The organism is Mycobacterium lehmannii, from assembly GCF_001499925.1.
Taxonomy (GTDB): Bacteria; Actinomycetota; Actinomycetes; order Mycobacteriales; family Mycobacteriaceae; genus Mycobacterium; species Mycobacterium lehmannii.
On the sequence record NZ_LQIR01000001.1, the window covers coordinates 552,758 to 578,740 of the forward strand.

The 25,983-nt window shown below is 67.1% G+C and carries 23 protein-coding genes, 2 tRNA genes and 1 pseudogene; 9 read left to right on the forward strand and 17 right to left on the reverse strand.

The annotated features are described in order from the left end of the window. Window positions 1-105 precede the first annotated feature (105 nt). The 7 genes and pseudogenes from AU192_RS02675 to AU192_RS02700 all read right to left on the reverse strand — a co-directional run bounded on the left by AU192_RS02675 (window position 106) and on the right by AU192_RS02700 (window position 6,064). Window positions 106-909: a crotonase/enoyl-CoA hydratase family protein gene (locus AU192_RS02675; RefSeq protein WP_064394120.1), complete on the reverse strand. Its 804-nt coding sequence runs from the start codon at window positions 907-909 to the stop codon at window positions 106-108. A 98-nt stretch (window positions 910-1,007) separates the two neighbouring features. Then, window positions 1,008-1,682 (reverse strand): glycine-rich domain-containing protein, encoded by a 675-nt coding sequence (locus AU192_RS02680; RefSeq protein ID WP_133148008.1) that lies wholly within the window; start codon window positions 1,680-1,682, stop codon window positions 1,008-1,010. A gap of 6 nt (window positions 1,683-1,688) precedes the next feature. Next, window positions 1,689-1,820, reverse strand: coding sequence for a hypothetical protein (locus tag AU192_RS26090; RefSeq protein WP_269845548.1), 132 nt, complete (start codon window positions 1,818-1,820; stop codon window positions 1,689-1,691). A gap of 268 nt (window positions 1,821-2,088) precedes the next feature. Next, window positions 2,089-2,162 (reverse strand) — tRNA-Ile (locus AU192_RS02685). 147 nt (window positions 2,163-2,309) lie between these two features. Further along, entirely contained in the window at window positions 2,310-3,116 is an 807-nt protein-coding gene (locus AU192_RS02690) for a carboxymuconolactone decarboxylase family protein (protein WP_064394208.1), read from the reverse strand. Window positions 3,117-3,168: 52 nt separating this feature from the next. Continuing rightward, window positions 3,169-4,543, reverse strand: a pseudogene (locus AU192_RS02695) (metallopeptidase TldD-related protein). Between the two features lie 3 nt (window positions 4,544-4,546). Beyond that, entirely contained in the window at window positions 4,547-6,064 is a 1,518-nt protein-coding gene (locus AU192_RS02700) for a TldD/PmbA family protein (protein ID WP_064394122.1), read from the reverse strand. Between the two features lie 46 nt (window positions 6,065-6,110). Here AU192_RS02700 and AU192_RS02705 point away from each other — a divergent pair, with 46 nt between their 5' ends. The 3 genes from AU192_RS02705 to AU192_RS02715 are packed head-to-tail and all read left to right on the forward strand — an operon-like array spanning window position 6,111 to window position 9,119. Next, on the forward strand, window positions 6,111-6,980 hold the full coding sequence (locus AU192_RS02705; protein WP_082694878.1) for a carbohydrate ABC transporter permease: 870 nt from the start codon (window positions 6,111-6,113) through the stop codon (window positions 6,978-6,980). Further along, the gene (locus AU192_RS02710) at window positions 6,967-7,794 is read left to right on the forward strand and encodes a carbohydrate ABC transporter permease (RefSeq protein WP_064394124.1); all 828 of its coding nucleotides are present in this window, start codon (window positions 6,967-6,969) and stop codon (window positions 7,792-7,794) included. The genes AU192_RS02705 and AU192_RS02710 overlap by 14 nt, the downstream gene beginning before the upstream one ends. Then, window positions 7,791-9,119, forward strand: a complete 1,329-nt coding sequence (locus AU192_RS02715) for an ABC transporter substrate-binding protein (protein ID WP_064394125.1) — start codon at window positions 7,791-7,793, stop codon at window positions 9,117-9,119. Before AU192_RS02710 ends, AU192_RS02715 begins: the two co-directional genes overlap by 4 nt. Before the next feature lie 76 nt (window positions 9,120-9,195). On the opposite strand, the gene AU192_RS02720 is transcribed toward AU192_RS02715, so the two are convergent. Both AU192_RS02720 and AU192_RS02725 read right to left on the reverse strand, forming a co-directional pair. Then, window positions 9,196-10,041, reverse strand: coding sequence for a CbiQ family ECF transporter T component (locus tag AU192_RS02720; protein ID WP_064394126.1), 846 nt, complete (start codon window positions 10,039-10,041; stop codon window positions 9,196-9,198). Further along, the gene (locus AU192_RS02725; RefSeq protein ID WP_064394127.1) at window positions 10,038-12,077 is read right to left on the reverse strand and encodes an ABC transporter ATP-binding protein; all 2,040 of its coding nucleotides are present in this window, start codon (window positions 12,075-12,077) and stop codon (window positions 10,038-10,040) included. Before AU192_RS02725 ends, AU192_RS02720 begins: the two co-directional genes overlap by 4 nt. A 91-nt stretch (window positions 12,078-12,168) precedes the next feature. Here AU192_RS02725 and AU192_RS02730 point away from each other — a divergent pair, with 91 nt between their 5' ends. Then, window positions 12,169-12,609, forward strand: a complete 441-nt coding sequence (locus AU192_RS02730; protein ID WP_064394128.1) for a MarR family winged helix-turn-helix transcriptional regulator — start codon at window positions 12,169-12,171, stop codon at window positions 12,607-12,609. Between the two features lie 397 nt (window positions 12,610-13,006). Here the strand turns inward: AU192_RS02730 and AU192_RS02735 are convergent, their stop codons facing one another. Beyond that, entirely contained in the window at window positions 13,007-13,720 is a 714-nt protein-coding gene (locus AU192_RS02735; protein WP_064394129.1) for a VIT1/CCC1 transporter family protein, read from the reverse strand. Window positions 13,721-13,821: 101 nt separating this feature from the next. On the opposite strand from AU192_RS02735, the gene AU192_RS02740 reads away from it, so the two are divergent. Together AU192_RS02740 and AU192_RS02745 are read left to right on the forward strand one after the other, a co-directional pair. Next, entirely contained in the window at window positions 13,822-15,795 is a 1,974-nt protein-coding gene (locus AU192_RS02740; RefSeq protein ID WP_064394130.1) for an acyl-CoA dehydrogenase family protein, read from the forward strand. A gap of 94 nt (window positions 15,796-15,889) precedes the next feature. Further along, complete coding sequence (locus AU192_RS02745) at window positions 15,890-16,198, forward strand: hypothetical protein (RefSeq protein ID WP_064394131.1); 309 nt, start codon at window positions 15,890-15,892, stop codon at window positions 16,196-16,198. Window positions 16,199-16,204: 6 nt separating this feature from the next. Here AU192_RS02745 and AU192_RS02750 read toward each other — a convergent pair whose 3' ends face one another. After that, entirely contained in the window at window positions 16,205-16,681 is a 477-nt protein-coding gene (locus tag AU192_RS02750; protein ID WP_064394132.1) for a hypothetical protein, read from the reverse strand. Window position 16,682: 1 nt separating this feature from the next. Continuing rightward, window positions 16,683-18,251: a DUF4185 domain-containing protein gene (locus AU192_RS02755; protein ID WP_341271739.1), complete on the reverse strand. Its 1,569-nt coding sequence runs from the start codon at window positions 18,249-18,251 to the stop codon at window positions 16,683-16,685. 28 nt (window positions 18,252-18,279) lie between these two features. Between AU192_RS02755 and AU192_RS26195 the strand changes: the two genes are divergently transcribed. Continuing rightward, window positions 18,280-18,969, forward strand: a complete 690-nt coding sequence (locus tag AU192_RS26195; RefSeq protein WP_341271740.1) for a hypothetical protein — start codon at window positions 18,280-18,282, stop codon at window positions 18,967-18,969. A gap of 243 nt (window positions 18,970-19,212) precedes the next feature. Here AU192_RS26195 and AU192_RS02760 read toward each other — a convergent pair whose 3' ends face one another. Both AU192_RS02760 and AU192_RS02765 read right to left on the reverse strand, forming a co-directional pair. Beyond that, complete coding sequence (locus tag AU192_RS02760) at window positions 19,213-19,584, reverse strand: hypothetical protein (protein WP_064394209.1); 372 nt, start codon at window positions 19,582-19,584, stop codon at window positions 19,213-19,215. 73 nt (window positions 19,585-19,657) lie between these two features. Beyond that, a tRNA-Asn gene (locus AU192_RS02765) sits at window positions 19,658-19,730 on the reverse strand. 147 nt (window positions 19,731-19,877) lie between these two features. On the opposite strand from AU192_RS02765, the gene AU192_RS02770 reads away from it, so the two are divergent. Beyond that, window positions 19,878-20,132, forward strand: coding sequence for a hypothetical protein (locus tag AU192_RS02770; RefSeq protein ID WP_064394134.1), 255 nt, complete (start codon window positions 19,878-19,880; stop codon window positions 20,130-20,132). Here AU192_RS02770 and AU192_RS02775 read toward each other — a convergent pair. The 3 genes from AU192_RS02775 to AU192_RS02785 all read right to left on the reverse strand — a co-directional run bounded on the left by AU192_RS02775 (window position 20,129) and on the right by AU192_RS02785 (window position 23,706). Further along, complete coding sequence (locus tag AU192_RS02775; protein ID WP_341271741.1) at window positions 20,129-20,422, reverse strand: DUF7155 family protein; 294 nt, start codon at window positions 20,420-20,422, stop codon at window positions 20,129-20,131. The genes AU192_RS02770 and AU192_RS02775 overlap by 4 nt on opposite strands. A gap of 64 nt (window positions 20,423-20,486) precedes the next feature. Further along, window positions 20,487-22,418, reverse strand: coding sequence for a DNA primase (gene dnaG, locus AU192_RS02780; RefSeq protein ID WP_064394135.1), 1,932 nt, complete (start codon window positions 22,416-22,418; stop codon window positions 20,487-20,489). 31 nt (window positions 22,419-22,449) lie between these two features. Further along, window positions 22,450-23,706 (reverse strand): deoxyguanosinetriphosphate triphosphohydrolase, encoded by a 1,257-nt coding sequence (locus AU192_RS02785; protein ID WP_064394211.1) that lies wholly within the window; start codon window positions 23,704-23,706, stop codon window positions 22,450-22,452. A 59-nt stretch (window positions 23,707-23,765) separates the two neighbouring features. Between AU192_RS02785 and AU192_RS02790 the strand changes: the two genes are divergently transcribed. Further along, window positions 23,766-25,769, forward strand: a complete 2,004-nt coding sequence (locus AU192_RS02790; RefSeq protein WP_064394136.1) for a TPM domain-containing protein — start codon at window positions 23,766-23,768, stop codon at window positions 25,767-25,769. The last annotated feature ends 214 nt before the right edge of the window (window positions 25,770-25,983 follow it).

The window sequence follows — 25,983 nt, forward strand, 5'->3', positions numbered from 1 at the left end:
TGGCCTCAGCACACGGTCCACGCGTCGACTGAGAGTGGACTGAGAACTGACTCAACAAATTCCGAGAGATCGAATCGTGACCGTCACACCGCTTCGGAATTGGTTCTACTCGGGATCGGTGAAGACGGGCCGCTCGCCCGACATCCCGGCGCTGACAGCGGCGATCTGGTTGGGCTTGCCAAGCAGTTCGGTCTGCAACTGGGATTCACGCGACAGCGCCGCCGCGGCGTCATCACTGACCCAGGTCTCGTTGTAGAGGCGCTTGGCGGCGCGCACGGCGTCCGGGGATCTCTGCGCGATCTCGCCGGCAAGTGTCAACGCGGCGGCGAGCGGATCGTCCGCGGTGCGAGTGACCAAACCGAGCTCCGACGCTTCCCTGCCGGAGACGATGCGACCGGTGAACGTCAACTCCTTGGCGACGTCGATCGGTATCAGCCGGGGCAGTGTCTGCGTGATACCCATGTCGGGAACGAGGCCCCACTTGATTTCCATGATGGACAACCTCGCATCGGGAGCCGCTATCCGGATGTCTGCGCCCAGTGCGATCTGAAGACCTCCGCCGAAGCAGTTGCCCTGGATCGCGGCGATGACGGGCGCGGGCACCAGCGACCAGTCGTAGGTCACGCGTTGGGCGAAGTTGGCCGGGTGATCGGCGTCTCGGTTCAACAGAACGTTCGTGCCGCCCCGCTGGGCCGCGAAGCTCGCGACGTCGAGGCCTGAGCAGAAGCTCTTACCCTCGCCGTGAAGCACGACCGCGCGGATCGAAGGAACACCCGCCACCTGCGCGGCGGCATTGACCAGGCCTTCGAACATGGCGTGGTCGAGCGCATTGTGTTTGTCTGCGCGAATCATCGTCACGGTGGCCACGCCGGTGCCGCTGATTTCCACTCGAACTCTGTCTTCGCTCACGCGTGGCAACGTACCGCGCAGCGGTCCTTTTGGGCGAGGGCGTCGCTTTCGGAGCTATCAGTTCTGAGCCTGATCATCGATGTCGAGCGCTGCGGCCGCTAGGGCGCCACACGCAGAACGCCCAAGCGGACGAGAGGCTGGATCAAGCCGACCTTCTCGGCCGCGGTGAGGTCTCCCGCGAGTTCGCGGACATAGAACGTGTGCGTGTTGACGATGAATTCCACTGCCTCGGTTGCCATCCCATCAACGGAGAGCACGGTGTTCCCGGTGCCGTCCACAACGTGGACGGTGTGGTTCTCGGCGGCGATCGTCAACGTGTGTGCCATATCGTTGATGACCCGGGTTGACGGAGTGACGTTGTCGCTGTCGTACCAGATTCCTGGGAGCGGCTGCCCGAACAGCTCCTCATATCGCCGGCAGAACTCGTCGAAGGAAGCCGCCTCTTGTGAGGCGCCAGCCTGTGCGGTCGTTTCGGGCCCGCCGCGCTCACCGGCGGGCGCGTGGTGGACGTAGCTCCCGAAGTAACGCTGACCGTAGTCGGTGTACTCGGTGGTGAAGAGCACGAAGGCGTGCCAGGCTTCGTCCACCATCGATGAACACATGTCGAACGACTTGTCTGGGGTTGCCGCCGACAATACGAGGTACTTCTTTGCCTCGGTGAAGAGCCGTTCGGCAGACTCTCGGGTCGCGACGACCCGGTCCCTGACAAGTCGATCGATCACGTAGGGCGCTTCGAACGCCAACGCCTCTTGAAGTCGACCTTCAAGCGCCACGGCGGATCACCGCCTCCCGGACGGATCACTGTTGCCGGGCACGATGCACGAGCAATAGGCGGGACCGGCTCGGCCTGCGGGGCTGGTGATGGTGAGCCTGCCGACGGCGACCTTCTCCGTGGTGGTCTTCTTGTTCATGTTGCTACCTCCCTGTCCCCCGGGCCCCGCTGGTCGAGGCCCGTTCGGTGAACCAACTATCGCCCCAACCGACAGCTCGAACAGTCCGCAGACTGGAGGGTTCGGAGGAGGAACCGCGGTCCTCCGATCGGCGGACCCAGCGGCCGCCCGGCTCTCAGATGAGTGTCATGGATCACCCGAAGCAACTGTCAACCATCAGCCGAAACACTGTCAGGCGTCACCCGAAACAGATATGTCCAGCATCAGCCGACCTAATACAAGTTGGTTGTGGGGCGGGCGGGGCTCGAACCCGCGACCAACGGATTATGAGTCCGCGGCTCTAACCGACTGAGCTACCGCCCCGGCGCGTTGCGCGGCACCATCGTCCCATATCGCGATGTGCCCACCTTGCAGCGACTAATTCGCTCCCAGCGATTTTTTCGCTGCGAGGTGGGCACCTACACAGCATGCCCCTCAGAGGTGGGCATCTAGAGCGCTGGCCGGGAGCCGTCAGGCGATATCGGCGTACACCGGCTGCCCGTCGTCACCGATCGAGTACCTCTCGGTGCCCGAAGCCACCCGCGGCGTGTCGGCGCCCAGCGCTACCGCGATCTTGTTGCACGCGTTGCGCATGACATCCAGCGTCAGCTCCAACGACTGCTTCTCCGAGAAATTCCGCCGCACCTCCGCCGCCACCTCAGCGTCGATGCGCGCTGGCGACCAGATCAGCGCGTCGACGTACCGCAGCGCCGCCTTCTGCGCCTCGGTCAGGCTCTCGGCGGATTCATAGTCCTCGATCTGCCCATACATCTCCTCAGAGCCGCCCGAGTCCAACGCGTCGCCGTCGCGCAACGACTTGCACAGCCTGCAGTTGTGCTGCATCGCACCACGCAACCGGACGATCTCCGTGGTCAGGGGATCGAGCGCCCGCAACCGCGCCACCGCCGGTGCGAACCCGTTGAGCAACGCATCGACGGGATCGGACTCCGGATCCCACTCCACGACGCTGACGTAACCGGGTCTCCCTAACCCCAGCGCTTCACAGCCCGCCCACACCCGCGGCACGAAGTCCGCGATGTAGGTAGCGACGACGGTGCGAAATACGTTGTCGCCCAAAGTCTCCGATAGCCGCTTGCGCTGGTTGTCACCGATACCCGACACGTCGGTCGCGAACTGCTCGGCGAACGCCGCCACCACCCGGTCCGTTTCGGTGGACTCGTCGAGCAGGTCGACTTGCACCGCCAGCGGCGGCAACGACAGCGACCTGCCGCACGTCAACCGGATCAGCGTGTCCCGTTGGCTGTCACCCGACGACATCGCCACCAAACCGGCTATCCGATCGGCAAGCTCATCAGCGCCCACCCCCCGATTATTGCGCCTGACTGACCGAGGACATGTGAAAGTCCGGAATCCGCAACGACGGCATCGCCGCCCGCGTCGCCCAATCACCCCACTCGCGCGGCAACGTGAACTCGCTGACTCCCGCTTCCGTCGCGCGGCGCAGCAGGTCCAACGGGCTTTCGTTGAACCGGAAGTTGTTGACCGCCGCCGTCACCGCGCCGTCCTCGATCAGATACACGCCGTCCCGGGTCAGTCCGGTCAGCAGCAGCACCGACGAGTCGACCGCCCGCAGGTACCACAGTGTGCTCAGCAGCAGACCACGCTCGGTCGCCGCGATCATGTCCGCCAACTCCGACTCCCCGCCGGTCATCAGCAGGTTGCCCGCCGGCACCGCCGGCGCCGTGTCGAATTCCGCGGCCGCGGCACGCGGGTACGCCAGCGCGTTGATCGCGCCGTCGCGGATCCAGTCCACCCGCTCGATGTCCATCCCGTTGTCGAACACCGAAATCCGTTCAGATGACGTCGACGTCGCGACGAACGGCGTGCAGGCCAGTCCCGAAGCGAACGGATCGGAGTACAGCGTCAACGGCAGATCGGTGAGCCGCTCCCCCACCCGTGTGCCGCCGCCGGGCGCCGACAACGCCGTGCGACCCTCCTGGGCGCCCCGGCCGTCCATCGCCCATGTCAGGAAAATCATCAGGTCTGCCACCGCCGACGGCGGCAGGATCGTCTCGTGACGGCCGGCGGGCAACTCCACCGTGCGCCGGGCCCACCCCAGGCGCGTCGACAACTCCTCGAGCATGGAATCGATGGGCACACCGCCGAAATCGGCGGCGTTGACGCCGACCCATGCGCTTGCGCCGTCACGCTTGCCGTTGATCTCCACCGAGCCCGTCGGCTGCGTGTAGCGCCGCCGCAGCCCGCCCGACGTCGCGACGAACGTCGTCTCCAGGATGTGCCGGGCATACCCGTACAGCCGGTCGCTGCCGCGAAACGCGCGGGCGAGACAGTCGGCCACCGGCAGGAACACCTCTGCTCCAGTGTTGGGCACCGGAGCATCCCAATCGGGCGGTGCGTCACCACCCGTCAAGAGCGGCGCGCTGTCGCGGGCCTCGGGCGCCGAGCGCGCCGCCTCCTGCGATGCCGCCACCAGACCCGCGATGGTCGATGGGTCCACCTCGCTGGATCGCACCGAACCCACATGGGATGCGCTTCCCTTTGCGCACTACCGATATCACCGTCGTGTAGCGGGTCCTCGACTCGCCGTTGGTGGTCATCGAGTTGCCCGCCCACCGCAACGACGCGTCGGCCTGGTCGGTCACCAACACGACGGTGTCGTCTGCACCGCCCAACCGGGCCGCCTCCGCCAGCGCCATCTCCACCACTTGCTGTGCGCCGATCATCGCTTACCGCCCGCCCTCGGCGCGGGTGTTGAGCACGTTCACGCCGCGGAACAACGCCGACGGACAACCATGGCTCACCGCGGCCACCTGGCCCGGCTGCGCCTTACCGCAGTTGAACGCGCCGCCGAGCCGCCACGTCGACGGACCACCGACGGCCTCCAACGAATCCCAGAAGTCGGTCGTGGTCGCCTGGTACGCCACGTCGCGCAGCTGACCGTCGAGCCGGCCGTCGCGGATGCGGAAGAAGCGCTGCCCAGTGAACTGGAAGTTGTAGCGCTGCATGTCGATTGACCAGCTCTTGTCTCCGACGATGTAGATACCGTCGTCGACGCGGGCGATCAATTCCTCGGTGCTCACCTCGTCGGCGCTCGGCGCCAGCGACACGTTGGCCATCCGCTGGATCGGCACGTGGTGCGGCGAATCGGCGTAGGCGCACCCGTTGGAGCGCTCCTCTCCGAGCCGCGGTGCGAACACCCGGTCCAGTTGGTAGCCGACGAAGATACCGTCACGCACCAGATCCCACTTCTGCGCCTGTACCCCTTCGTCATCGAAACCCACCGTCGCCAAACCGTATTCGACGGTCCGGTCGGCGGTCACATTCATGACCGGTGAGCCGTAGCGCATCGTGCCCAGCTTGTCGGGTGTGGCGAACGAGGTCCCCGCGTACGCGGCTTCGTATCCGATTGCCCGGTCGTATTCGGTGGCATGGCCGACCGATTCGTGGATCGTCAGCCACAGATTCGATGGATCGATGACGAGATCCGTCGGCCCCGCCGTGACGCTGGGCGCCTTGACCTTCTCGGCCAGCCACGTCGGCAGTATGGCCAGCTCCTCGGTCCAGTTCCACACCTCGTCGCCGGCGACGTACTCCCAGCCCCGCGCGGTCGGCGGGGCCAGTGTTCGCATCGTCTCGAACGTCCCCGCCGCGGCATCGACTGCGACCGCCTCCAGCGACGGCTGCACCCGCACCCGCTGCTGGGTGATCGTCGAACCGAACGTGTCGGCGTAGAACATCTGCTCCTTGGCGATCTGCAGTCCCGCTGAGACGTGATTCACGCCGTCCGCGGCCAACAGCCGCCCCGAGTATTCGCCGAGCACGGCGAGCTTGTCGGTGGTTGCGACGGTGAACGGGTCGACGTCGTAGTCGGAAACCCAAGTGACATCGGAGTACACGGGCTCGGCGGCCAATTCGATGCGCTCGGCGTTGAGCGCAGCCAGCGTCCTGGCCACCCCTACGGCCCGGCGCGCGGTCTGGGCCGCCACATCCGCGCTGAGCTCGGCATGCGACGCGAAGCCCCACGTCCCGTCGACGATGACACGGACCGCCAGCCCGATCTCCCGGTCGACGACCGCGGTCTGCAGGACACCGTCGCGCAACTGCACGAACTCCGAAGTGACCGCCTGGATGCGAAGGTCGGCGTAGCTGGCACCTGCGGCCACGGCCGCCGAGGTCGCCGCCTCGGCCAACTCGCTCCTCGGCAGGTCGAGGAAGTCGGCGTCCACGCTTCGGGTAGCTGCCACGACACCACCGTAGTGGTGGCGCCGCCAGGCCGCTTTAATGACTCGGATGGCACAACGCCGCCGCACGACCGCGACCGCGTACGCACTCCTGGCGCCGAGCCTGTTCGGAGTCGTCGCGTTCATGCTGCTGCCGATGTTCGTGGTGGTGTGGCTGTCGTTGCACCGGTGGGACCTGCTGAGCCCGATGGAGTATGTGGGCCTGCGCAATTGGCAGTCGGTGCTGACCGATCCGACGTTCGCCACCTCGCTCGTCGTCACGCTGCTGTTCGTCGTGCTGGTCGTGCCCGCGCAGACCCTCCTCGGATTGATCGCGGCCTCGCTGCTGGCACGCGGGCTGCCCGGCAGCGGCTTCTTCCGAACGGTGTATGTGCTGCCGTGGATCTGTGCGCCGCTGGCGATCGCGGTGCTGTGGCGCTGGATCCTGGCACCCACCGACGGAGCGGTCAGCACCGTCCTCGGCCGCCAGATCGACTGGCTCACGGATCCGACGCTGGCACTGCCGGTGGTGTCGGCGGTGGTCGTGTGGACCAACGTGGGATACGTGACGCTATTCTTCCTGGCCGGCATCCTCAACATTCCCACCGACATCCACAACGCGGCCCGCACCGACGGCGCGACGACGTGGCAACGCTTCCGGCACATCACCCTGCCGATGTTGCGGCCGACGTTGTTCTTCGTACTGGTGACCGGAATCATCAGCGCGGCGCAGGTTTTCGACACCGTGTACGCGTTGACCGGCGGCGGTCCGCAGAACCGGACCGACCTGGTGGCGCACCGCATCTACGCCGAGGCATTCGGCGCCGCAGCGGTGGGCCGGGCCGCGGTGATGGCGGTGGTGTTGTTCGTCCTGTTGGCCGGCGTGACCATCGTCCAGCAGTTGTACTTCCGTCGACGGATCAGCTATGACCTCACCTAGCCGCGTCACGTCCGCCGCCGTCATCTACCCCATCCTGCTGGCGGGCGCGCTGATCACGTTGGCGCCGTTCATCCTCGGCGTCCTGGCCTCACTGCGGGATCCGCGCACCTTCGACACCGAATCACCGCTGTCGCTGCCTCTGCCGCCGACCCTGCAGAACTACGCGAACCTGGCCGACGCCGGCTTCGGCCGGGCCGTCGTCGTGACCGCGCTGATGACCGCGGTGATTCTGCTCGGCCAGCTGACGTTCTCCGTGCTGGCGGCGTATGCGTTCGCACGGCTGCAGTTTCCCGGCCGCGATGCGCTGTTCTGGGTGTATGTCGCGACGCTGATGGTGCCGGCGACAGTCACCGTCGTACCGCTGTACCTGATGATGGCCGAGGCGGGGCTGCGTAACACCTTCTGGGCGTTGGTGCTGCCGTTCATGTTCGGTTCGCCGTACGCGATTTTCCTGTTGCGCGAGTACTTTCGCACCATCCCCGGCGACCTTATCAATGCGGCTCGCATCGACGGCGCGAGCACGTTGGACATCATCGTGCACGTGGTGGTGCCCGCGAGCAGACCTATCCTGGTGACACTGGCGCTGATCACCGTTGTCTCGCAGTGGAACAGCTTCATGTGGCCGCTGGTGATCACCAGTGGGGGCCAGTGGCAGGTGCTGACGGTCGCGACGGCGGGTCTGCAGTCGCGCTACAACGCGCAGTGGCCGTTGGTGATGGCCGCGACGACGGTCGCGATCGTGCCCCTGCTGGTGTTGTTCGTCGCGCTGGGTCGCCACGTCGTGCGCTCGATCGTGGTGACGGGGCTGAAATGAGCGTGCGGCCGAAGTTTTCCACACTCTTCGCGACAGGTGTGGCGATGACGGGTGTGCTGCTGCTGGCCGTGGCCATGCTGCTCGGGCAACCAAGTGACGCGGGCGGCAGGACGGTGGTGACCGTGCGGTTGTGGGATGAGCAGGTGGCCGCGGCCTACCGCGCGTCGTTCGCCGAGTTCGAACGTGCGCATCCCGGCATCGAGGTGCGCGTGAACGTCGTCGCCTACTCGACGTATTTCGACAGCCTGCGCACCGATGTCGCGGGCGGTGGCGCCGACGACATCTTCTGGATCAGCAACGCCTACTTCGCCGAGTACGCCGACAGCGGCCGCCTGATGGACATCGACATGGCGGCCTCGCGGGCGTGGGAGCCGTCGGTGGTCGACCAGTTCACCCGCGACGGAACGCTGTGGGGTGTACCGCAACTCACCGACGCCGAGATCGCGCTGTACTACAACGCCGACCTGCTCTCGGCGGCGGGAGTCGAGCCGAGCGAGTTGGCCACGCTGCGCTGGGCACTCGATCCGGCCGTCGACACGATGCGAAAACTGTTGGCCCGACTCACGCTCGACCACCAGGGCCGCACGGCCGACGCAGCGAACTTCGACGCGCAGCGGGTCCGGCAGTGGGGGTACAACGCCGCCAACGACCTTCAGGGCATCTACCTCAACTACATCGGTTCGGCGGGTGGGGTGTTCGCCGTCGGCGACCGGTTCACGTTCGACAACCCGCAGGCCGCCCAGGCGTTTGAGTATCTGGTGGCGCTGATCAACACCGATCACGTCGCCCCGCCCGCATCGGCCACCAACGACAACGGCGACTTCTCCCGCAACCAGTTCCTCCAAGGCAACATGGCGCTGTTCCAGTCTGGGACGTACAACCTGGCGGCGATCGCCGACTCCGCCCCGTTCCGCTGGGGCGTCGCAGTGCTGCCCGAAGGACCCGCCGGCCGTGTCAGCGTGACGAACGGGATTGCCGCCGCTGGCAATTCGGTCACCGCGCACCCCGAGGCGGTGCGCGAGGTGTTGGCCTGGATGGGCAGTGCCCGCGGCAACGCGTACCTCGGCGCCGGCGGCGCGGCGATCCCCGCGGTGCTCGACGCGCAGCGGGTCTACCACGAGTACTGGCGTTCCCGCGGCGTCGACGTCAGCCCGTTCTTCGATGTGCTCGACGGCCCCCGGATCGAGGCACCCGGAGGCGCCGGTTTCGCCGCGGGATTCGACGCGCTCAAACCCTATTTCGACGAGATGTTCCTCGGCCGGCGCGACGTGGCGACGGCACTGGCCGAGGCTCAGGAAGCCGCGAACGCCGCCGCGCAACGGTAGGGCTCACCGAGAGTGCGGTTTATGACGTGATCTGGGCGCATTCGCATCAGAAACCGCACTCTCGGCGCAGTGAGGATCATCGGGTGACGGCGCTCGTGCCCGCCACCGTCAACTCCAGCGCCAACGCCGTCCCGCACACTGCCGCGACGATGAGAAACGCCCACCAGTCGATGGCTTTGGGCCCCGACGGTGCGGCCGAGATCTGTCCGGCACCACCGCGCGCGGTGATCGCATCGCCCATCTCGTCGGCACGCCGCAGCGCGACGGTGACGGCAGCGGCCAACAGATCGATCGCCTCGAGCCACCAACGACGCCACCGTCCGCGGCGGCTCGGGTGCACCTGCTTCGGGCGCAGATTCCGCGCGGCGTAGAGCACGCGAAACTCGTCGATCAGCATCGGGAAGGCGCGCAGCGCCAGCGCCAGAGCGACCGCCCACTCGTCGACCGGTACCCGGAACACCCGCAGCGGTCTGCCCAGCTTCGCGACCGCGGGCGCGATTTCGGCGACGTTCGTCGTCCACGACACCATCGCCCCGAGACCGAGCAGCACGATCGACAGCGCGGTGATGCGCAGGAAGTTCAGCAGACCGCCCAGCCCGACCTCGACCGAACCCATGGAGATGATGGGGCTGCCGCCGGCGAAGGTCGCCGTCAAGCCGCCGAGAAAGAGCAGGAACCACAGCCAGCCGGGTATCGACGGGAGCACACCACGCGGGATGTTGGCCAGCCGCGCCGAGATCAGCACGATCACCGCGACGGCGCCGATCGGCACCCAGCCCGGATAGAACGTCATCAACACACCGATGGCCGCGACCAGCAGAAGCTTCGTACCGGCCCAGAGTTGGTGAACCACGCTGTTGCCGGGCACGGGCCGCAGCAGCACGACGCCCCTGCGCTGCCGACGCTTCGTCGGCGCCGTCATGACAGTCCCCCCGCCGTCGTCGGTGCGGGCACCAGCACGCCACCTTCCAGATGCAAAGTGCGCGGGCACAATTCCTCCAGCCCGGCGAAGTCGTGGGAGATCACGACGACGGTGAGCCCGACGCGGCGGCGCAGGTCGACCAGCAGCCGAAGCAGACCCCGCTGACTCGCGCCGTCCAGGCCGGCAAGCGGCTCGTCGAGGATGAGGGCCCGCGGCGAGCGGGCGAGCAGCCCGGCGAGGACGACGCGACGCATCTGTCCCCCGCTGAGCTGGTCGATGCGCCGGTCCGCCAACGTGGAATCCAGGCCGACGGTCGACAGCGCCTGGTTGACCCGACCGCGATCACGCGCAGAGAACCCGGCTGCGGACGCGATCTCGAGGTCGACCCGGCTGCGCATCAGCTGCAACCGCGCCGCCTGGAACGAGATCGCCACGGCGCCAACCTGTTCTGATGCGGGCTTCCCGTCGAGCAGGCATTCACCCGCGGTCGGTTCGGTGAGACCGGCCATGATCCAGGCCAGCGTCGACTTGCCCGACCCGTTGAGGCCGTGGATCAACAGGCCGTCGCCCTCATGGACTGTGAAGGTGATGTCGCGCAGCGCCGTCGCGGCCCACGGTGTGCCGCTGCCGTACTCGTGGCTCACCTCCACGAGTTCCAGCACGGGAGGCGCATCGACGCCGGCAGCGACGGTCCCGGACGGAGCATCGGCGGATTCCACCATGTCGGCGTTGTCGGCTGCGTCGCCGTTACCGGACAGGTCGACCGTGCGATCGGCCGCGTCGGCCTCATCGTTGTAGTGGGTGATGTGCACCAGCGACATCTGGTGGCGCCGCGTCAGCCCGGACAGCACCGACATCAGCCCCTCGCGGCCCTCCTGGTCGACCATGCTGGTGACCTCGTCGGCGATCAACAGCGACGGTTCGCGCGCCAGCGCCGCCGCGACGGCAAGCCGCTGCAGTTCGCCACCCGACAACCCGCCGGTGTTGCGTTCGGCCAACCCGTCGAGGCCCACCTCGGCGAGCAGCTGGCCGACGTCGGTGGCCTTGCCGGGCGGCAGCCCCCACACCACGTCGTCGGCGACGCGGGTGCCGAGCACCTGGCTCTCCGGATGCTGCATGACGACCGCCGTGCCGCCGATGCGGCCCAGCCCGACGGCGCCCGGCCGTTCGATGGCGCCCGCAGTCGGCTCCCGCCCGGCCAGCATCAGCATCAGCGTCGTCTTGCCCGAGCCGTTGGCACCCGTCACCGCGAGGTGTTCACCCGGCTCCACGCGCAGCGAGACCGGCCCGAGCGCGTCGTGGTCGGCGGTCGGGTAGCGGAACCGGACATCGCGCAGCCGCGCGGGCACCGGGGCGATAGCGCCGACGTCTTTGGACGACTCCAGTTTGTGGACGTCGGGGATGCCCGAGAGCCGCTCCATCACCCGCGACAGGGCCCACCACCCGACGAGGCTGACGAAGGTGATCGATATCACGCCGGCGCTGAAGAACAACAGCGGCCAGTAATCGATCGCCGTGGCGAAGTCGCGCTTGAGGCGCTCGGCCGCGCCCTCCATATCGGGGATGCGGGCGATCACCGCGGCGAGGCCGTTGATGTTGGCGGTGACGGACTCGAAGATGAGGTGACGCAGCCGCGACAGGATCGACAGCGCCACCACCACCGCCGTCCCGAACACCGCTCCGGCGATCAGCGCCGCGAATAGCACGGTCGGGGTCCCGCGTCCGCGGCGCTTGACGATGCCGGTCAGTCCGCCGATATAGGCGCAGTTGACGACGGTCATGAACCCGCCCATGCCCGCGATCAGGAACGCGATGATGCCGCCGGCGATGGTTGCGGTGAGCAGCACCCGCAACCGGTAGCGGTAGGCCAGCAGCCCCATCGGCACCGTGCCCAGCAGAGAAAGCCCCGCCGCGAACGGGACGACCACGGAGATGATCGCGGTGGCCGCGCACAGCGCCGCCATGACGGAGGCCTGCGCGAGTTCGACGGGACGCAAACGACCGGTATGTCGAGTTCGGGCCCCGGTCGCGGTCATTGCACGATTCTGCCAGTCGCGATCGGGGCGGCCACACTGCGCTGGGATCGATCGGGGCGGATTCGGCCTCTGGAACACCTAATCTGGCGGCATGACCCAGACGCTCGGAGCCGATCTGTTGTCCGTGGTCGCCCGGATCAACCGACTGGCCACGCAGCGGGCCCGCCTGCCCCTCGGGTATGCCCAGGCGCGACTGCTGTCCACGATCGAGGACCAGGGCGAGGCCCGCATCTCCGATCTGGCCGCACTCGACCACTGCTCACAGCCGACGATGACGACCCAGGTCCGCCGCCTCGAGGAGGCCGGCATGGTGTCGCGAACGGTCGACCCCGAGGACGCACGCGCGGTGCTGATCCGCATCACCCCCAAGGGCGTGGACACGCTCCGGCAGGTGCGGCTGGACCGCGGCGCGGCGATCGATCCGTACCTCGAACGGCTCGACGTCGCCGACCGGGAGACGCTCACTGACGCGGTGCGCGTACTGCGACGGCTGCTTGACGAGGCGTCGACGTCCAACACCGTCACCAAGTGACCAGCAAAGGAGAGGTCACCGTCGGCGACAGCTGATGCCTGCTTCGTCGCGAAGCCGCATTCGAGCAGCAGGAGTTCGACGAGTGGGAGCCCGCCGGAATACAATCTCGCGGTTTGAACTCAGGCGGTGACCCGCGACTGCCGCATCTGCGAATATCGCAGTCTCCGAACATGTTCAGCAGCACTTGGGTCGCCTGGCAGCGGGCCATTCGGCCGGCGGGTGTGAACCACGGGGGGTTCATCAGCTGCTTCACTCACAGCGGATGCAGATCCTGGACCGCCCGGTTATTCAGCGAGGACAGCGGTCGCGGACACCGGCTGAAGCGTCAGGGAAGATCAAGGGTCTTGCGACGCTCGCGCCGATTCTGCGAGACGAGTAGCGGTGCGAACCGCTTCGCTCACGTGACGGTCGTGCCCACCAACAGTCCGACGACATAGGTCGCCGCGATGGCCAGAGTCCCGAAAGCCAGCTGACGTAGAGAGGCGAACCAGATCGGTCGCCCGGTGAAACGCGCGGCCACGCCACCCGCGACGAGCAGGCCCACACCACCACACGCCAGCCCTGCCCACAGCGAGCTGAAGCCGAGCAGGTATGGGATCAGCGGGATGATCGCTCCGAGCGTGAACATCAGGAACGACGACCCTGCCGCGACCCACGGCGAGGGCTTCTCCCGCGGGTCGACGCCCAACTCCTGGACGAGGTGGAAGTTCAGGGCCCGGTGCTCGTCGCGATGCACCTCATCGGTGGCCTTGACCGCGGTTTCACGGGTCATGCCCATGTCCATCAACATCGTCACCAGCTCCGCCTTCTCGGCCTGTGGGTGCTTGCGAAAGGCTCGTCGCTCGACCAGGACCTCGGATTCGATTTGTTCGTTGGCGGTGGTGACCGAGGTGTACTCCCCCAGCGCCATCGAAAACGCACCGGCTAATAGCCCGGCAACGCCGCTGATGACAACGGTGTCCGCGTCGGCCGCAGCGGCGACACCGGCGATGAGGGCGGTGTTGCTGACGAGGCCGTCCATGGCGCCGAAGGTCGCGGCGCGCAGCCAGCCGCCTGTGACATCGGCGTGCCGGTGCGTCGAGGTGTGTGGCACTCCGGTCGGGGCGGTCATACCGACGATTCAACGCCACGGATATGGCCTGGTCCAGTGAGGATTGCCTGGGTTTACCACATCACAGTTTGCGGTGGCCCGCGGACGGCTACCGTCGAGACATGACCACCACTGCCGAACATCTGCGCAATGCGCTCGACGGACGTTGGCGCGATGTGAAGAACCGGATGCGTGCGGAGCTCTCCAGCGAGGTCTTCCGACCGCACTACACCCCCAACACTGTCATCGCCCGTACGAAGGTGGCGGAGCAGCTCAAGATCATGGCGGCTATGGGTGCCGCCGAGGACGGCTTCAAAAAAGAGCACGGCGGCAACGGCGATGTCGGTGCGGCAGTCACGCAGATCGAGATGTTGGCGATGAGCGATCTGTCGCTGATGGTGAAAGCCGGTGTGCAGTGGGGGTTGTTCGGCGGGGCCGTGGAGAACCTCGGCACCGAGCGACATCACGAGAAGTACGTCAAGCCGATCATCGATTGCGAGCTTCTCGGCTGCTTCGCGATGACCGAGACCGGTCACGGCAGCAACGTGCAGGCGCTGGAGACCACCGCGACCTACGACCCGGCAACCCAGGAGTTCGTGGTCGACTCCCCCACGCCGACCGCGCGCAAGGACTACATCGGGGGTGCCGCCGAAACTGCCGGCATCGCCGCTGTTTTCGCCCAACTGATCACCCCCGATGGTGAAGGGCACGGTGTGCACTGCGTGTTGGTCCCGATCCGCGACGAGGAGGGCAACGACCTGCCGGGCGTGACCACGTCGGACTGCCATTACAAGGGTGGCCTGCCGGGCGTGGACAACGGCCGGATCCAGTTCGACCGGGTCCGCGTCCCGCGCGAGAACCTTCTCAACAAGTACGGCGACGTCGCGCCCGACGGCACGTACAGCTCGCCGATCGAGAACCCCGGCCGCCGGTTTTTCACCATGCTCGGCACCCTCGTCCGCGGCCGCGTCACCGTCGGCGGCAGCGCCGCGGCCGCGGCCCGCGTCGCGCTCGACATCGCCACGCGATATGCGTTGCAGCGCAGGCAGTTCGAGGCGCCTGGTGACGGGGACGAGGTACTCGTCATGGACTACCTCGTGCACCAACGCCGCCTGCTGCCGCTGATCGCCGAATCGTATGCGCTGCAGTTCGCGCAGAACGAACTCGTCGCCAAGTGCCATGACCTGCAAAGCGCCGAAGATCCCGACCCGGAAGAACAGCGTGAGCTCGAGGGCCGCGCAGCCGGGCTCAAGGCCGCCAACACCTGGCACGCCACCCGCGCGATCCAGGAGGCGCGCGAGGCCTGCGGCGGCGCGGGTTACATGGCCGAGAACCGGTTGATCGCGCTGAAGGCCGACACCGACGTGTTCACCACGTTCGAAGGCGACAACCATGTCCTGACGCAATTGGTCGCCAAGCAACTGCTCACCGCCTACGCCGACGACGTCAAGAGCATGAGCCCGGTCGAATGGGTGCGCTTCGCCGCGAACTTCGCCGGTGAACGGGTGCTCAAACGCACTGCGGCCGAGGCGATCATGCAGACGATCCTCGACACTCGGCAGGACAACGAGGAGGAGGGCAGCCTGTTCAACCGCGGTACCCAGGTCCAGATGTTCGAGGACCGCGAGGAATACATGCTCTCCACGGTGGCGCGCCGGTTGCAGGGAAAGTCGAAGGAGATGAGCGAGTTCGATGCGTTCAACGCGGTGCAGGACCATGTGCTGCACTGCGCCCAGGCCCACATCGACCGGGTGATCCTCGAAGCGTTCGTCGCCGGCATCGATGCGTGCGAGGACGAGGAGGCCCGCAAGATCCTGAACATGGTGTGCGATCTGTACGCGCTGTCGGTGATCGAAAAGGACCGGGCGTGGTTCATCGAGCACAGGTTCATCTCGACCGAACGCGCGAAGGCCGTCACCCGTGGGATCAATGAACGCTGCCGAACACTACGCCCGTACGCCGAACTTCTCGTCGACGGCTTCGGCATACCCGAACAGTTGCGCTACGCCGAGATGCTGCATCCCGAGCGCATTCCCGACGCCGACGAGCACACCGAGCAGAACGCGATCAGCTCGGGCACGATCGAGCCGAAGTAACGGGGTTCTTGGGATCGGTAGCAGCGGGACGGCCGTGTACTTGATCGCATAGGCACCGCCGACGCGGCGGTGCCGTGAGGCAAAGGATGCGATCATGAAGGCCTTCCCGCGATTCGCCGCCACGGCAGCGGTTTCCAGCGGCTTGGCGCTCGCCGGGCTGGGTTTGGCAAGTGCCGCCGGGGCCGACTACTACTGGTTCAGCTGGTGTCCCGGTCAGACTCCCCCGTCGGCGGCATCGAACCGCCCGCTTGACTGGGATTGGAATGTCTGCCACCAGTATCGGTATCAGGGCAACGACCTGATCGACGAGAGCGGTCGCCTCTATCCGGCGCCCCCGCCGGCGCCCGGTGCGATCTGCGGTAGGGACCTGTTCACTGGGACGCCCATCTACTGCGGACCTTGACGAGGCTCAACTCCGCGTCCACACGCAGTCGCCGCTCAGTTCGATCAAGAACATCCTCGGGGGCACGTCGAACTGCAGTGGCCGACCCGGGTTGCCTGCGACGGCGGTCGGCGTGCTGAGCTCGCCGGGGCTGACGACGACCTGCTGCTGTGCGCGGCAGGTCGTGCTCGAATCCCGCGGTGTGCCAACCCATCTGCCTGCGGTCATGTCCGGATTGCGCATGCCCTGTCCGTGCAGTGTCAGCGGAGACGCCTGGCCCACCCAGCGGTCGGCGGGCGGCTGCGGACCGGTCACGTCCTGCCACGCGCCGCCCTGACACACCGACTGGGTGTCCGTGCCCGGCAACTGCGTCATGGCGCCCTCGAGATCGGCGGTGCACTGACCGGTCTGCGACGGCGGTCCTGGCGGCTGACCGGGTTCTGCGCATGCGACCGGCGCACTGATCATTGGGATCAGCATGCCGACGAGTGCCGCTCTCAACACGTCACACCTTGCTCAGGTCGGTCTTCATCATCATGACGTTGTAGGAGTTCCACTCCGACAGGTTCCAGTACAGGTCGGTGCCCGTGCCCTGGGTCGACGGCGACCAGGGATGCATCATGGGTGCGTAGATGCCGCCGGGCTGCTGGTTCATCAACACCTTCGGGCCCGACCATGCGCCCTGTGGCGTGTCCGACGTCCGCATCACGATGTTGTTGAACTGGTCGCCGTGCAGGACCACGTACTTGTTCAGCTGCTTGTTGTACTGCACAGACATTTCGCTGACCTGGTTGCCAGCGTAGGTCGCACCGCACGCGCCTTGCTCGACACCGAACACGTACGTGGCCGCGGCGGGGTTGCCCTTGACCCAGCCGGCCGGGGCTCCGCCCCAGGCACTGCTGCCGTTCCAGTACTCGTACTTGCTCAGGTCCAGAATGTCTTGTTCGGGCACGCGCGCCAGGTAAGCCGCGCCCTGACGGCCGTTGGGGGTGCCGTACGCGTAGACATATCCGTCGCCGGGCCGGACGAACGCCATCTGCTGGAAGTTCTGGTTGCCGGTCCACGGCTGGTTGTAGCGAACGGTTTCCGGTGCGACATGGAAGGTTTCGCCGTTGTCGTCGGACCAGGCGATCGCCGAGTAGTTCGTTGTCCAGGTGCCGGGTGCGCCCCACTGGGTCACCGACATGAAACTCACGTATTGGATCGCGCCGTACTTGGAGTCTTCCACGGGCACCGAGATTCCCGCGGTGGGGATCAGGGTGATCCCGGCGGGCAGACCTTCGGGGAAGATGACCTGCCTGGCTCGAGTCGGGAATCCGTCGGGGCCCAGCGGCGCGCCACCGAACATGTTGCCGTTGTACCACTCCCCGTCGGGGATCTCCATCCCGTTGGCGAGGTACCAGTCGGAGGTGCGCATGATGGTGTTGGACCGCCAGTCCTGCGACATGTTGCCGTCGAAGAACGTGTCGCCGAACGCGATCAGGACCTGATGTTCGTTTTCCGGAGTGGTGGGGTCGTCCTCAATTCCGTTGTCCCACATGATGCCGAGGTCGGTGCCGCCGACCGAGAAGCGGTCGACGGTGTTGGCCATGAGCGGATTGCCGGGGTACGACCAAGGACCCGTGACCCAGGAGACGAACTGCGTCGACGGGCTCACCTGCGGGTTGGGGAACGGTGAGTACAGCGGAGTGAAGGGTTCGGCGGCCATCAGCGCCATCCTGGCCATCGGGGCGTCTTCGACCATCAGCGTCGGGGTCATCACCGTCGGCGTGGTGGAGGGCCGGCCCGACAGCGCCGCGAAGAAGTTCTCGAACTCACGACGCGCGAACGCGAGCAGGCCCCATATCAGCGGCGGCTGCGCAGGTGACGACGGCACCGTGCCTGCCAGCGGGTTGAGGATCCAGTTGATCGTGTTGGTGACCAGATTCGTCACGGCGGTGAACAGGTTCGCAGGAGCCGCCGGCGTCACGGCCGTCGGCTGGTAGGCGAGCATCAACGGCGAGGCGTTGTTCATCGTCGTCGTCGCCAGTGATCGGGCATCGGCGAACACGACGTAGTTCCCGGTTTCCTGCACCGCCGCGGTGGGATCGGAAAGCGACTGCGTGGCATCCGTGTCGGTCGCGGTGCCGGCTTGTTGGGCGGAAGCTTTCGAGGTTCCGTCGGGCTTCGGTTGCGACGACGGGTCCGCTTCGCCGGTGTCGGAGTCCTTTCCCGGCTCGGCGGTCGGCTTCGGCTCGGCGGAGGGTGTTGGCGACGGCTCAGGAGTCGGCGTCGCTGTCGGCTCGGGCGTCGGTGTCGGGGTTTGCTCGGCCGTTGGTTTCGGGGTCGGCGCGGCCGTCGGTGTGGAGGTGGGCTCCGGGGTCGCAGTCGCGGTGGGCTCGGCTGTCGGTGTCGACGTCGGCTTCGGTGCTTCCGCCGTCGGAGTCGCGGCCTTCTCGTCCTCGGTTTCCTCCTCGGCGTTGTTGCGCGAGGATCCCGTATTGGTCTGGGCGCTGACCGTCACCCCGCCGGTGACCGTGCGGGTTTTCGTCGTCGAGTCGGACGCCTCCCCGTCTTTGTCGTCGTCTTTGTCATCTTTGTCGTCTTTGTCGGTTCCCGCCGAGGTCGAGGTGGACGTCGAAGTCGACCCCGTCGTCGACGTCGACCCCGTCGTGGAGGCCGTCGCACCGTTGCCCGACGTCGCGGACCCGGTCGCGGTACCCGTCCCGCCGCTGGCGCCGGTTGCGCTGCTCGCGGACTCCGACTTAGAGGAGTTGTCCGATGGCGAGTCGGTGGTGTCGGCCACTGCGTAGCCGTGTCCCACGGCGATCGCGGTACCCACTCCCATCGCGACGGCCAGCCCCCCGACACGGCCGACGTACCTTGCTGCGCCCATGTTTGCCCTCCGAAGAAAATCCCCCGCCCCGTCGAAGCAATCTAATAGCAGTTATGGGGGGTGTACAGCAAAACCGGCAGATGTCCCATTAGCAACAACTGTCAGTGCAGTCATCGCCGTGTAGGGGTTTTGCGTTACGGGCTCACGGAGGAGCTATCGCCTATGGGGCCAGAAGGCCGCCCTTGCGTAGCGCCTTCTCATACAGGTCGAACGCCTCACCGAGGCCGTCGTTGACCCACGCGTCGACCATTCCGACGCTGTCGGCCACCAGCTGGACCTGAGTCACGAACCGCTGAAAGTCCTCGTCTCGACGCAGCGTGTCGATCTGCTCTGGCGAGCCTTGGATCAACACGAACCCGCCCAGCTGCATACTCTGTGGACGCAGCACGGCGACGTCGTAGCGCTCGATCGCCCCATCGCGCAGAAGCTGGGCGCCGTAGCCCTCGAGGGACTCCCGGAAAAGTTCGAGTGCTTGCACTTCGCGTCCGCGGGTGGGAATACCCCACGCGATCCAGATACCTGCATCAGCCATCCGCCCATCATGCGCTGCGCGAGGTGAGATGGGTTGGCCCGACACGGTTGTGAAGCCGAAAGTGGTGGTGTTGCTCCCCCGGCTGGACTCGAACCAGCAACCCTTCGGTTAACAGCCGAATGCTCTGCCAATTGAGCTACAGGGGACTGCTCTCCCGCCATCGCGCTGTGTGCGGGACGGGGGTTGACTCTAGCTTACGTGTCGGCGGCGCCGCCAATACGCCGCCACCGGTCGCGCTCTCAGGTACGTGAGGCAGGATGGAACGCAACGCACCGTCGTCTGGAAGGGACCCTGTGATCGGGTATTTCGTCGTATTGGGTGTCGGCTATGTACTTGGCTCGAAGGCCGGCCGCCGCCGATATGAGCAGATCGCCGGCACCTACAAGGCGGTCACCGAGAGCCCCGCGGCGAAAGCCGTGCTCGACGCCGGACGGCGCAAGATCGCCGATCGGGTGTCACCGGATCCACCGATGATCAAGTTGACCGAGATCGACAACGGAACCGAGATCATCGGCCCCGAGACCGCGCAGGTGAGAAAGGCCCGTTAACGGTAGGGATCGGTGATCGTCTGGCCCGGAACCAGCGGACCCGTGTTGACGCCGGTCTGACTCTGGTTGAGCCCGAAGTCAGGAGTGCCGACGTTGATGCCGTTGCCGTTGGAAACGCCCAGGCAGCGACCATCCTCCTTGTTCCCGAACCACGCCAGGCACTGGCTGAGCGGCTGCGGGTCCGCACTGGATTCAGACAGCGCGGAGGCTGCGAGCGGCGCAGCGACCGCGGCCACCGCTAACGCGCCTGCGGCGACGAACCGTCGCGTCCGGTTGATGGTCGATGTCACGTGCACGCCTTCCTGACCGTTCCCACGGTTGTATAGCGCGCCCACCATATCGCGTTACCGCGGGCTACGCAGAGATGTCGTCTCCGCTGGCCTGCTCGAGCAGGCTGCGCCGATACGCCTCCATCGCGACCAGGTCCCCGAACAATGCGTGGTACTCGTCGCCCTGCTCGACCGGTGACATGCGCTGCAGCTTGGACTTGACCTCGGCGATCTGGCGGCCGACCCAGACTTCCTGCAACCGGGCCAACACTCCGCCGATGTAGCGCGGTAACCGCTCGTCGTCGTCGACGTTGATGGCTTCCACCCCGAGTTCGTTGACCAGGCTCGCCGCGGCCGGCGTCTCGGTATGCGTTCGAATCGTCTCGATCCACTCCGCGCCGGACTGGCCGGTCGACGTGCCGCCGGCGGCGTCGATGGCCGAGCGCACCGCGGCGTAGCCCGGGTGCGTGAAGCTTTCGACCGTCAGCGAATCGAACACCGGCCCCGCCAGCGCGGGATACTGCAGCGCGGCCTTGAGCGCCTCGCGCTGCGGCCACAGCGTCGGGTCTGCGGGGTCGGGCCGCGAGCCCGGGTCGGGGGTACGCGACCTTCGTGGCTGCGTCTGATCGCTCGCGGCGCGCCTGCGACCGCCGCGTTCGGGCATCCCCCGCTTCTGCGCTTCCTCTCGCACCCGGGCCAGTACCTGCGCCTCGTCGGCCCAGCCCACCCATCCGGTCAGCCGCCGCGCGTACTCGTCGCGCAGCATCGGCTCTTTGATGCGGGCCACCATCGGCACGCACCGGCGCAGGGCGGAGACCCGCCCCTCGGCGCTGTCGAGGTCGTGTTCGGCCAGCGCGGTGCGGATTGCGAACTCGAACAACGGTGTTCGACGGGCTACCAGGTCGCGAAGCGCACCGTCGCCGAAATTAAGGCGGATGTCGCATGGATCCATCCCAGCCAATTTGTCTTCTGAGGCCACCGCGACGAACGACTGCCCGGCCAGGTTCTGTTCCCCCTCGAATGCCTTGATGGCCGCCGCCCGACCCGCCGCGTCGCCGTCGAAGACGTAGATCAACTCACCGCGAAAGAAGTTGTCGTCCATCATGAGTCGGCGCAGCATCGACAAGTGTTCGTCCCCGAACGCGGTTCCGCAGGACGCGACCGCGGTCGTCACCCCGGCCAGGTGCATCGCCATCACGTCGGTGTAGCCCTCGACCACGACAGCCTGATGCCCCTTGGCGATGTCGCGCTTGGCCAGGTCCAGCCCGAACAGCACCGACGATTTCTTGTACAGAACGGTTTCAGGGGTGTTGACGTACTTGGCTTCCATCGGGTCGTCGTCGAAGATCCGGCGGGCGCCGAAGCCGATCACCTCGCCGCCACTGGCCCTGATAGGCCACAGCAGCCGGCGGTGGAAGCGGTCCATCGGACCGCGTTTGCCTTCCCGGGACAGGCCGGCCGCCTCGAGCTCCTTGAACTCGAAACCCTTGCGCAGCAGGTGCTTTGTCAACGTATCCCAGCCAGACGGCGCGAAGCCGCAGCCGAACCGCTTGGCCGCCTGGCCGTCGAAGTTGCGCTCGATCAAATACTGTCGCGCCGGTGCGGCCTCGTCGGACTCCAGCGTCGTTGCGTAGAACTCCTGGGCTGCCGCGTTGGCCGCTAACAGCCTGCTGCGGCTGCCGCGGTCGCGCTGCACGTTGGTGGTCGAGGCGCCGGTGTAGGTGATCGTGTAGCCGACGCGGTCGGCGAGCAGTTCGACCGACTCGACGAAGTTGACGTGCTCGATCTTCTGGACGAAGGCGTAGACGTCGCCACCCTCACCGCAGCCGAAACAGTGGAAGTGGCCGTGATTGGGCCGCACGTGAAACGACGGCGACTTCTCGTCGTGGAATGGGCACAGCCCTTTCAGGGAGTCCGCGCCCGCGCGCCGCAACTGCACGTAGTCGCCGACGACGTCCTCGATGCGAACCTGGTCGCGGATGGCCGCGATGTCGCGATCAGGAATGCGGCCGGCCACCGGGCCAGTCTAGAGCGCCCCGGGCGGACGCCTAGGCGGGTTCCAACCGCTCGAGGCGGCCCTCGGTGAAGGACGCGACCTGGTCGATGACCACCCGCAGGCGGGCACCGTCGTCGCCGGCGGCGTTGTACGCAGGCACGAAGATCGGGTCGAGCGTGGCAGGTGCGCCGGCAGCGACCCACGCCACCACCCGGTGCACGCGTTCGCGCTGCCGGGCCTGCAGTTCCAGATGCCGGGGATCCGACATGATGAACTGCAGCGCCAGGATCTTGAGCACCGCAACCTCGGCCCGCACCAGATCGGGGACTCGCAGGTCCGCCTGGTAGCGAACCAGGGGTCCCCTACCGGATTCCTCGCGGGTCGCGGCGATGGCCGCCGAGGCGAACCGGCCGACGAGTTCGCTGGTCAACTTCTTGAGCGCGACGGATGCGGCCAGCGTGCCGTCGTACTTACCCACTGCGGCCACGACCGGCAGGCTCGACAGCCGCGCCGCGGCGGCCACCAGGTCGCCGGATCGCAGCCCGGCGCCCATCCCGCTCGACTCGCCCAGCCGACCCAGTACGGCCGCCGCGTCCGTGTCGGCCAGCACCCGCATGTCGATGCGGCCGGAAACCACCCCGTCCTCGACGTCGTGAACCGAGTAGGCGACGTCGTCGGCCCAGTCCATGACCTGCGCCTCCAGGCAGGGCTTCTGCGCGGGCGCGTTCGTGCGCACCCAGTCGGCCACCGGCACGTCGTCGGAGTAGAAACCGAACTTGGCCTGCCGCGACCCGCGTCGCCACGGATACTTGGTGACGGCGTCCAGGGCGCCCCGAGTGAGGTTCAGCCCCGCGCTACCACCCTCTGCGTCAAGGGTTTTCGGTTCGAGGCGGGTCAGGATCCGGAAGTTCTGGGCGTTGCCCTCGAAGCCGCCGCAGTCGGCGGCGATCTCGTTCAGGGCGCGCTCGCCATTGTGGCCGTAGGGCGGGTGACCGATGTCGTGGGCCAGGCCTGCGAGGTCGACGAGGTCGGGGTCGCAGCCCAGGCCGATCGCCATGCCGCGGCCGATCTGGGCGACCTCCAGCGAATGGGTCAGCCGGGTGCGCGGCGTTTCGCCCTGACGGGGGCCGACGACCTGCGTCTTGTCGGCCAGTCGGCGAAGCGCCGCACAGTGCAGCACCCGCGCCCGGTCGCGCGCGAAATCGGTGCGATGCTCGGTGTCGGTGCCGGGCAGTGCAGCGCTCTTCGGCGGCTCGTCCACCCATCGCTGGCGGTCGAACTCGTCGTAGGGATCTCCGTTGCCTGTCACCGACGGATAGTCTGCCAGCACCAACCGGCTTGACCGTGCCGCGCACTAGATTGGCGTCCATGCGCCTCGTCCGCCTGCTGACCCTTTTGCTCGCCATGCTCGCCGCCGGTGCACTCATCGCGCCGACGGCGGCCGCCGAGCCGCCGTTTCGGCTGCCGGGCTACGTCACCGACAACGCCGGCGTCCTCGACGGCGCCGGTCGGGCGCAGGTGACGTCGGCGGTCGGCTCGCTCTACAGCAGCAGCAGGACCCGGTTGTGGGTCGTCTACGTCGACACGTTTTCCGGTCAGCCGGCCGAGACATGGGCGCGCAACACCATGCGCACGAGCGACCTGGGCACCTACGACGCCCTGTTGGCGGTGGCCACGGTTGACCGTTCGTACGCCTTCCTGGTGCCCGATAGCGCAACGGAGTTGAGCTCGAGCCGGGTGGAAAGCGTGCGGCGCAACGACATCGAACCCGCCCTGCGCAACAGCGACTGGGCCGGAGCGGCGGTCGCGGCCGCCGACGGGCTCGCCCGATCGGGCAGCTCGGGTTCGACGCTTAGCTGGGTCGGGTTGCTCATCGCCCTCGGAGTGATCGCCCTCGCGGTGGTGGTGCTGATGATCTGGCGCCGACGACGGCAGCGCAAGCGTCGGGAGGCCGAATTCGCCGCTGCGCGCAGAGTCGATCCGAGCGACCCGCAGGCGCTCGCGGCGGTATCGCTGGACGCGCTCGACGACCTGTCGCGGGCGATGGTGGTCGAGGTCGACAACGCGGTGCGGACCAGCGACCACGAACTGGAGTTGGCGGTCGAGGAGTTCGGCACCTCGCGGACCGAGCCGTTCACCCGGGCGGTCAACAGCGCGAAAACCACGCTCGCTCAAGCGTTCAACGTCCGGCAGATCCTCGACGACGCCATCCCCGAAACCCCGGCGCAAAGGCGCGACCTGTTGACGCGGGTGGTGGTCGCGGCGGCCAAGGCCGACCGTGAGCTCGACGCGCAACGCGACGCGTTCGCCGAGCTGCGGAACCTGGTGATCAACGCCCCGTCCAAACTGGACTCGATGACGCAGCAGGTGGTCGACATCACCGCCCGGCTCGAGCCGTCACGTCAGAAGGTGGCCGAACTGTACGGCGAATTCGACGCGACGGCGTTGAGTTCAGTGGCAGGCAATGTCGATGCGGCTAAAGAACTGCTCGATTTCGCCGATGCGAGCATCAGCCGCGGGCGCGACCTTGCCGCCCGGCCGGTGCCGGGCCAACAGAGCGAGCTCGTCGAAAGCGTGCGAGCGGCGGAGTCGGCGCTGGTGCAGGCGCGTGGTCTGCTCGACACGGTGGACAGCGCCGCCAGTGACATCCGTCGCGCCGCTGCCACGATGCCCGCGGCGATCGAAGACATCCAGAACGGCATCAGGCAGGCAGGCGTCTTGCTGCAGCAGGGCAGCGTGCCGCAAGCCGCGCAGTTGGCCGAGGCGCGTGACGCGGCAGCGGCAGCCGTCGCCGCCGCGCAGCGCTCCAAAGCCGCTGACCCGCTGGGCACTTTCACCGAGCTGACGAAGGCCGACGCGGATCTCGATCGGCTGCTGGCCGCCGTCGAGCAGGAGCGGGAGGCCGCTGACCGCCTCAACCGAGCCTTGGACGAGGCGCTGTTCACGGCGCGGTCGCGGGTCCGGTCGGTGTCGGACTTCATCGACACCCGTCGCGGCATCGTCGGGCCCGAGGCCCGGACCCGCTTGGCGGAGGCCGTCCGTCAGATCGGCGCCGCCGAAGAGCGGCGGGCCACCGACCCGGCCGAAGCCATCAAGCACGCCAACGGTGCGGCAATGCTCGCGTCACAGGCGCAGAACCTGGCCAACGCCGACGTGCAGAACGCGCACAGTTCGTACATGGGTCCGTTCGGCGGTGGCCGCGGCGGTGGGGGCAATATGGGCGCGATCATCGGCGGCATCCTCATCGGAAACATCCTCAGCGGAGGAATGCGCGGCGGCTTCGGCGGTTTCGGCGGTGGCGGGTTCAGCCCCGGCTCGTTCGGCGGCTCCGGTGGCGGTGGCGGGATGTTCGGCGGCGGCGGCCGCTTCTAGGTAGCTCTCTGCACCTTTCCTCGGAACCGCGAACGTGCGCGTCTGCTCACGACACACCGACGTTTTGCCGCAGTTTCTGCACGCTCGGCGCGGTGCGACGGTGCGAAAAGTGTTGCCTTGCAACGGCGTGTTGCCGACAGACACCTTCGTAAGTGGTGTTTGTCAATGGTGGTTGGGGTGGCCTGCGCCGGTCCTGGTCTCAACGTAGTGCGTC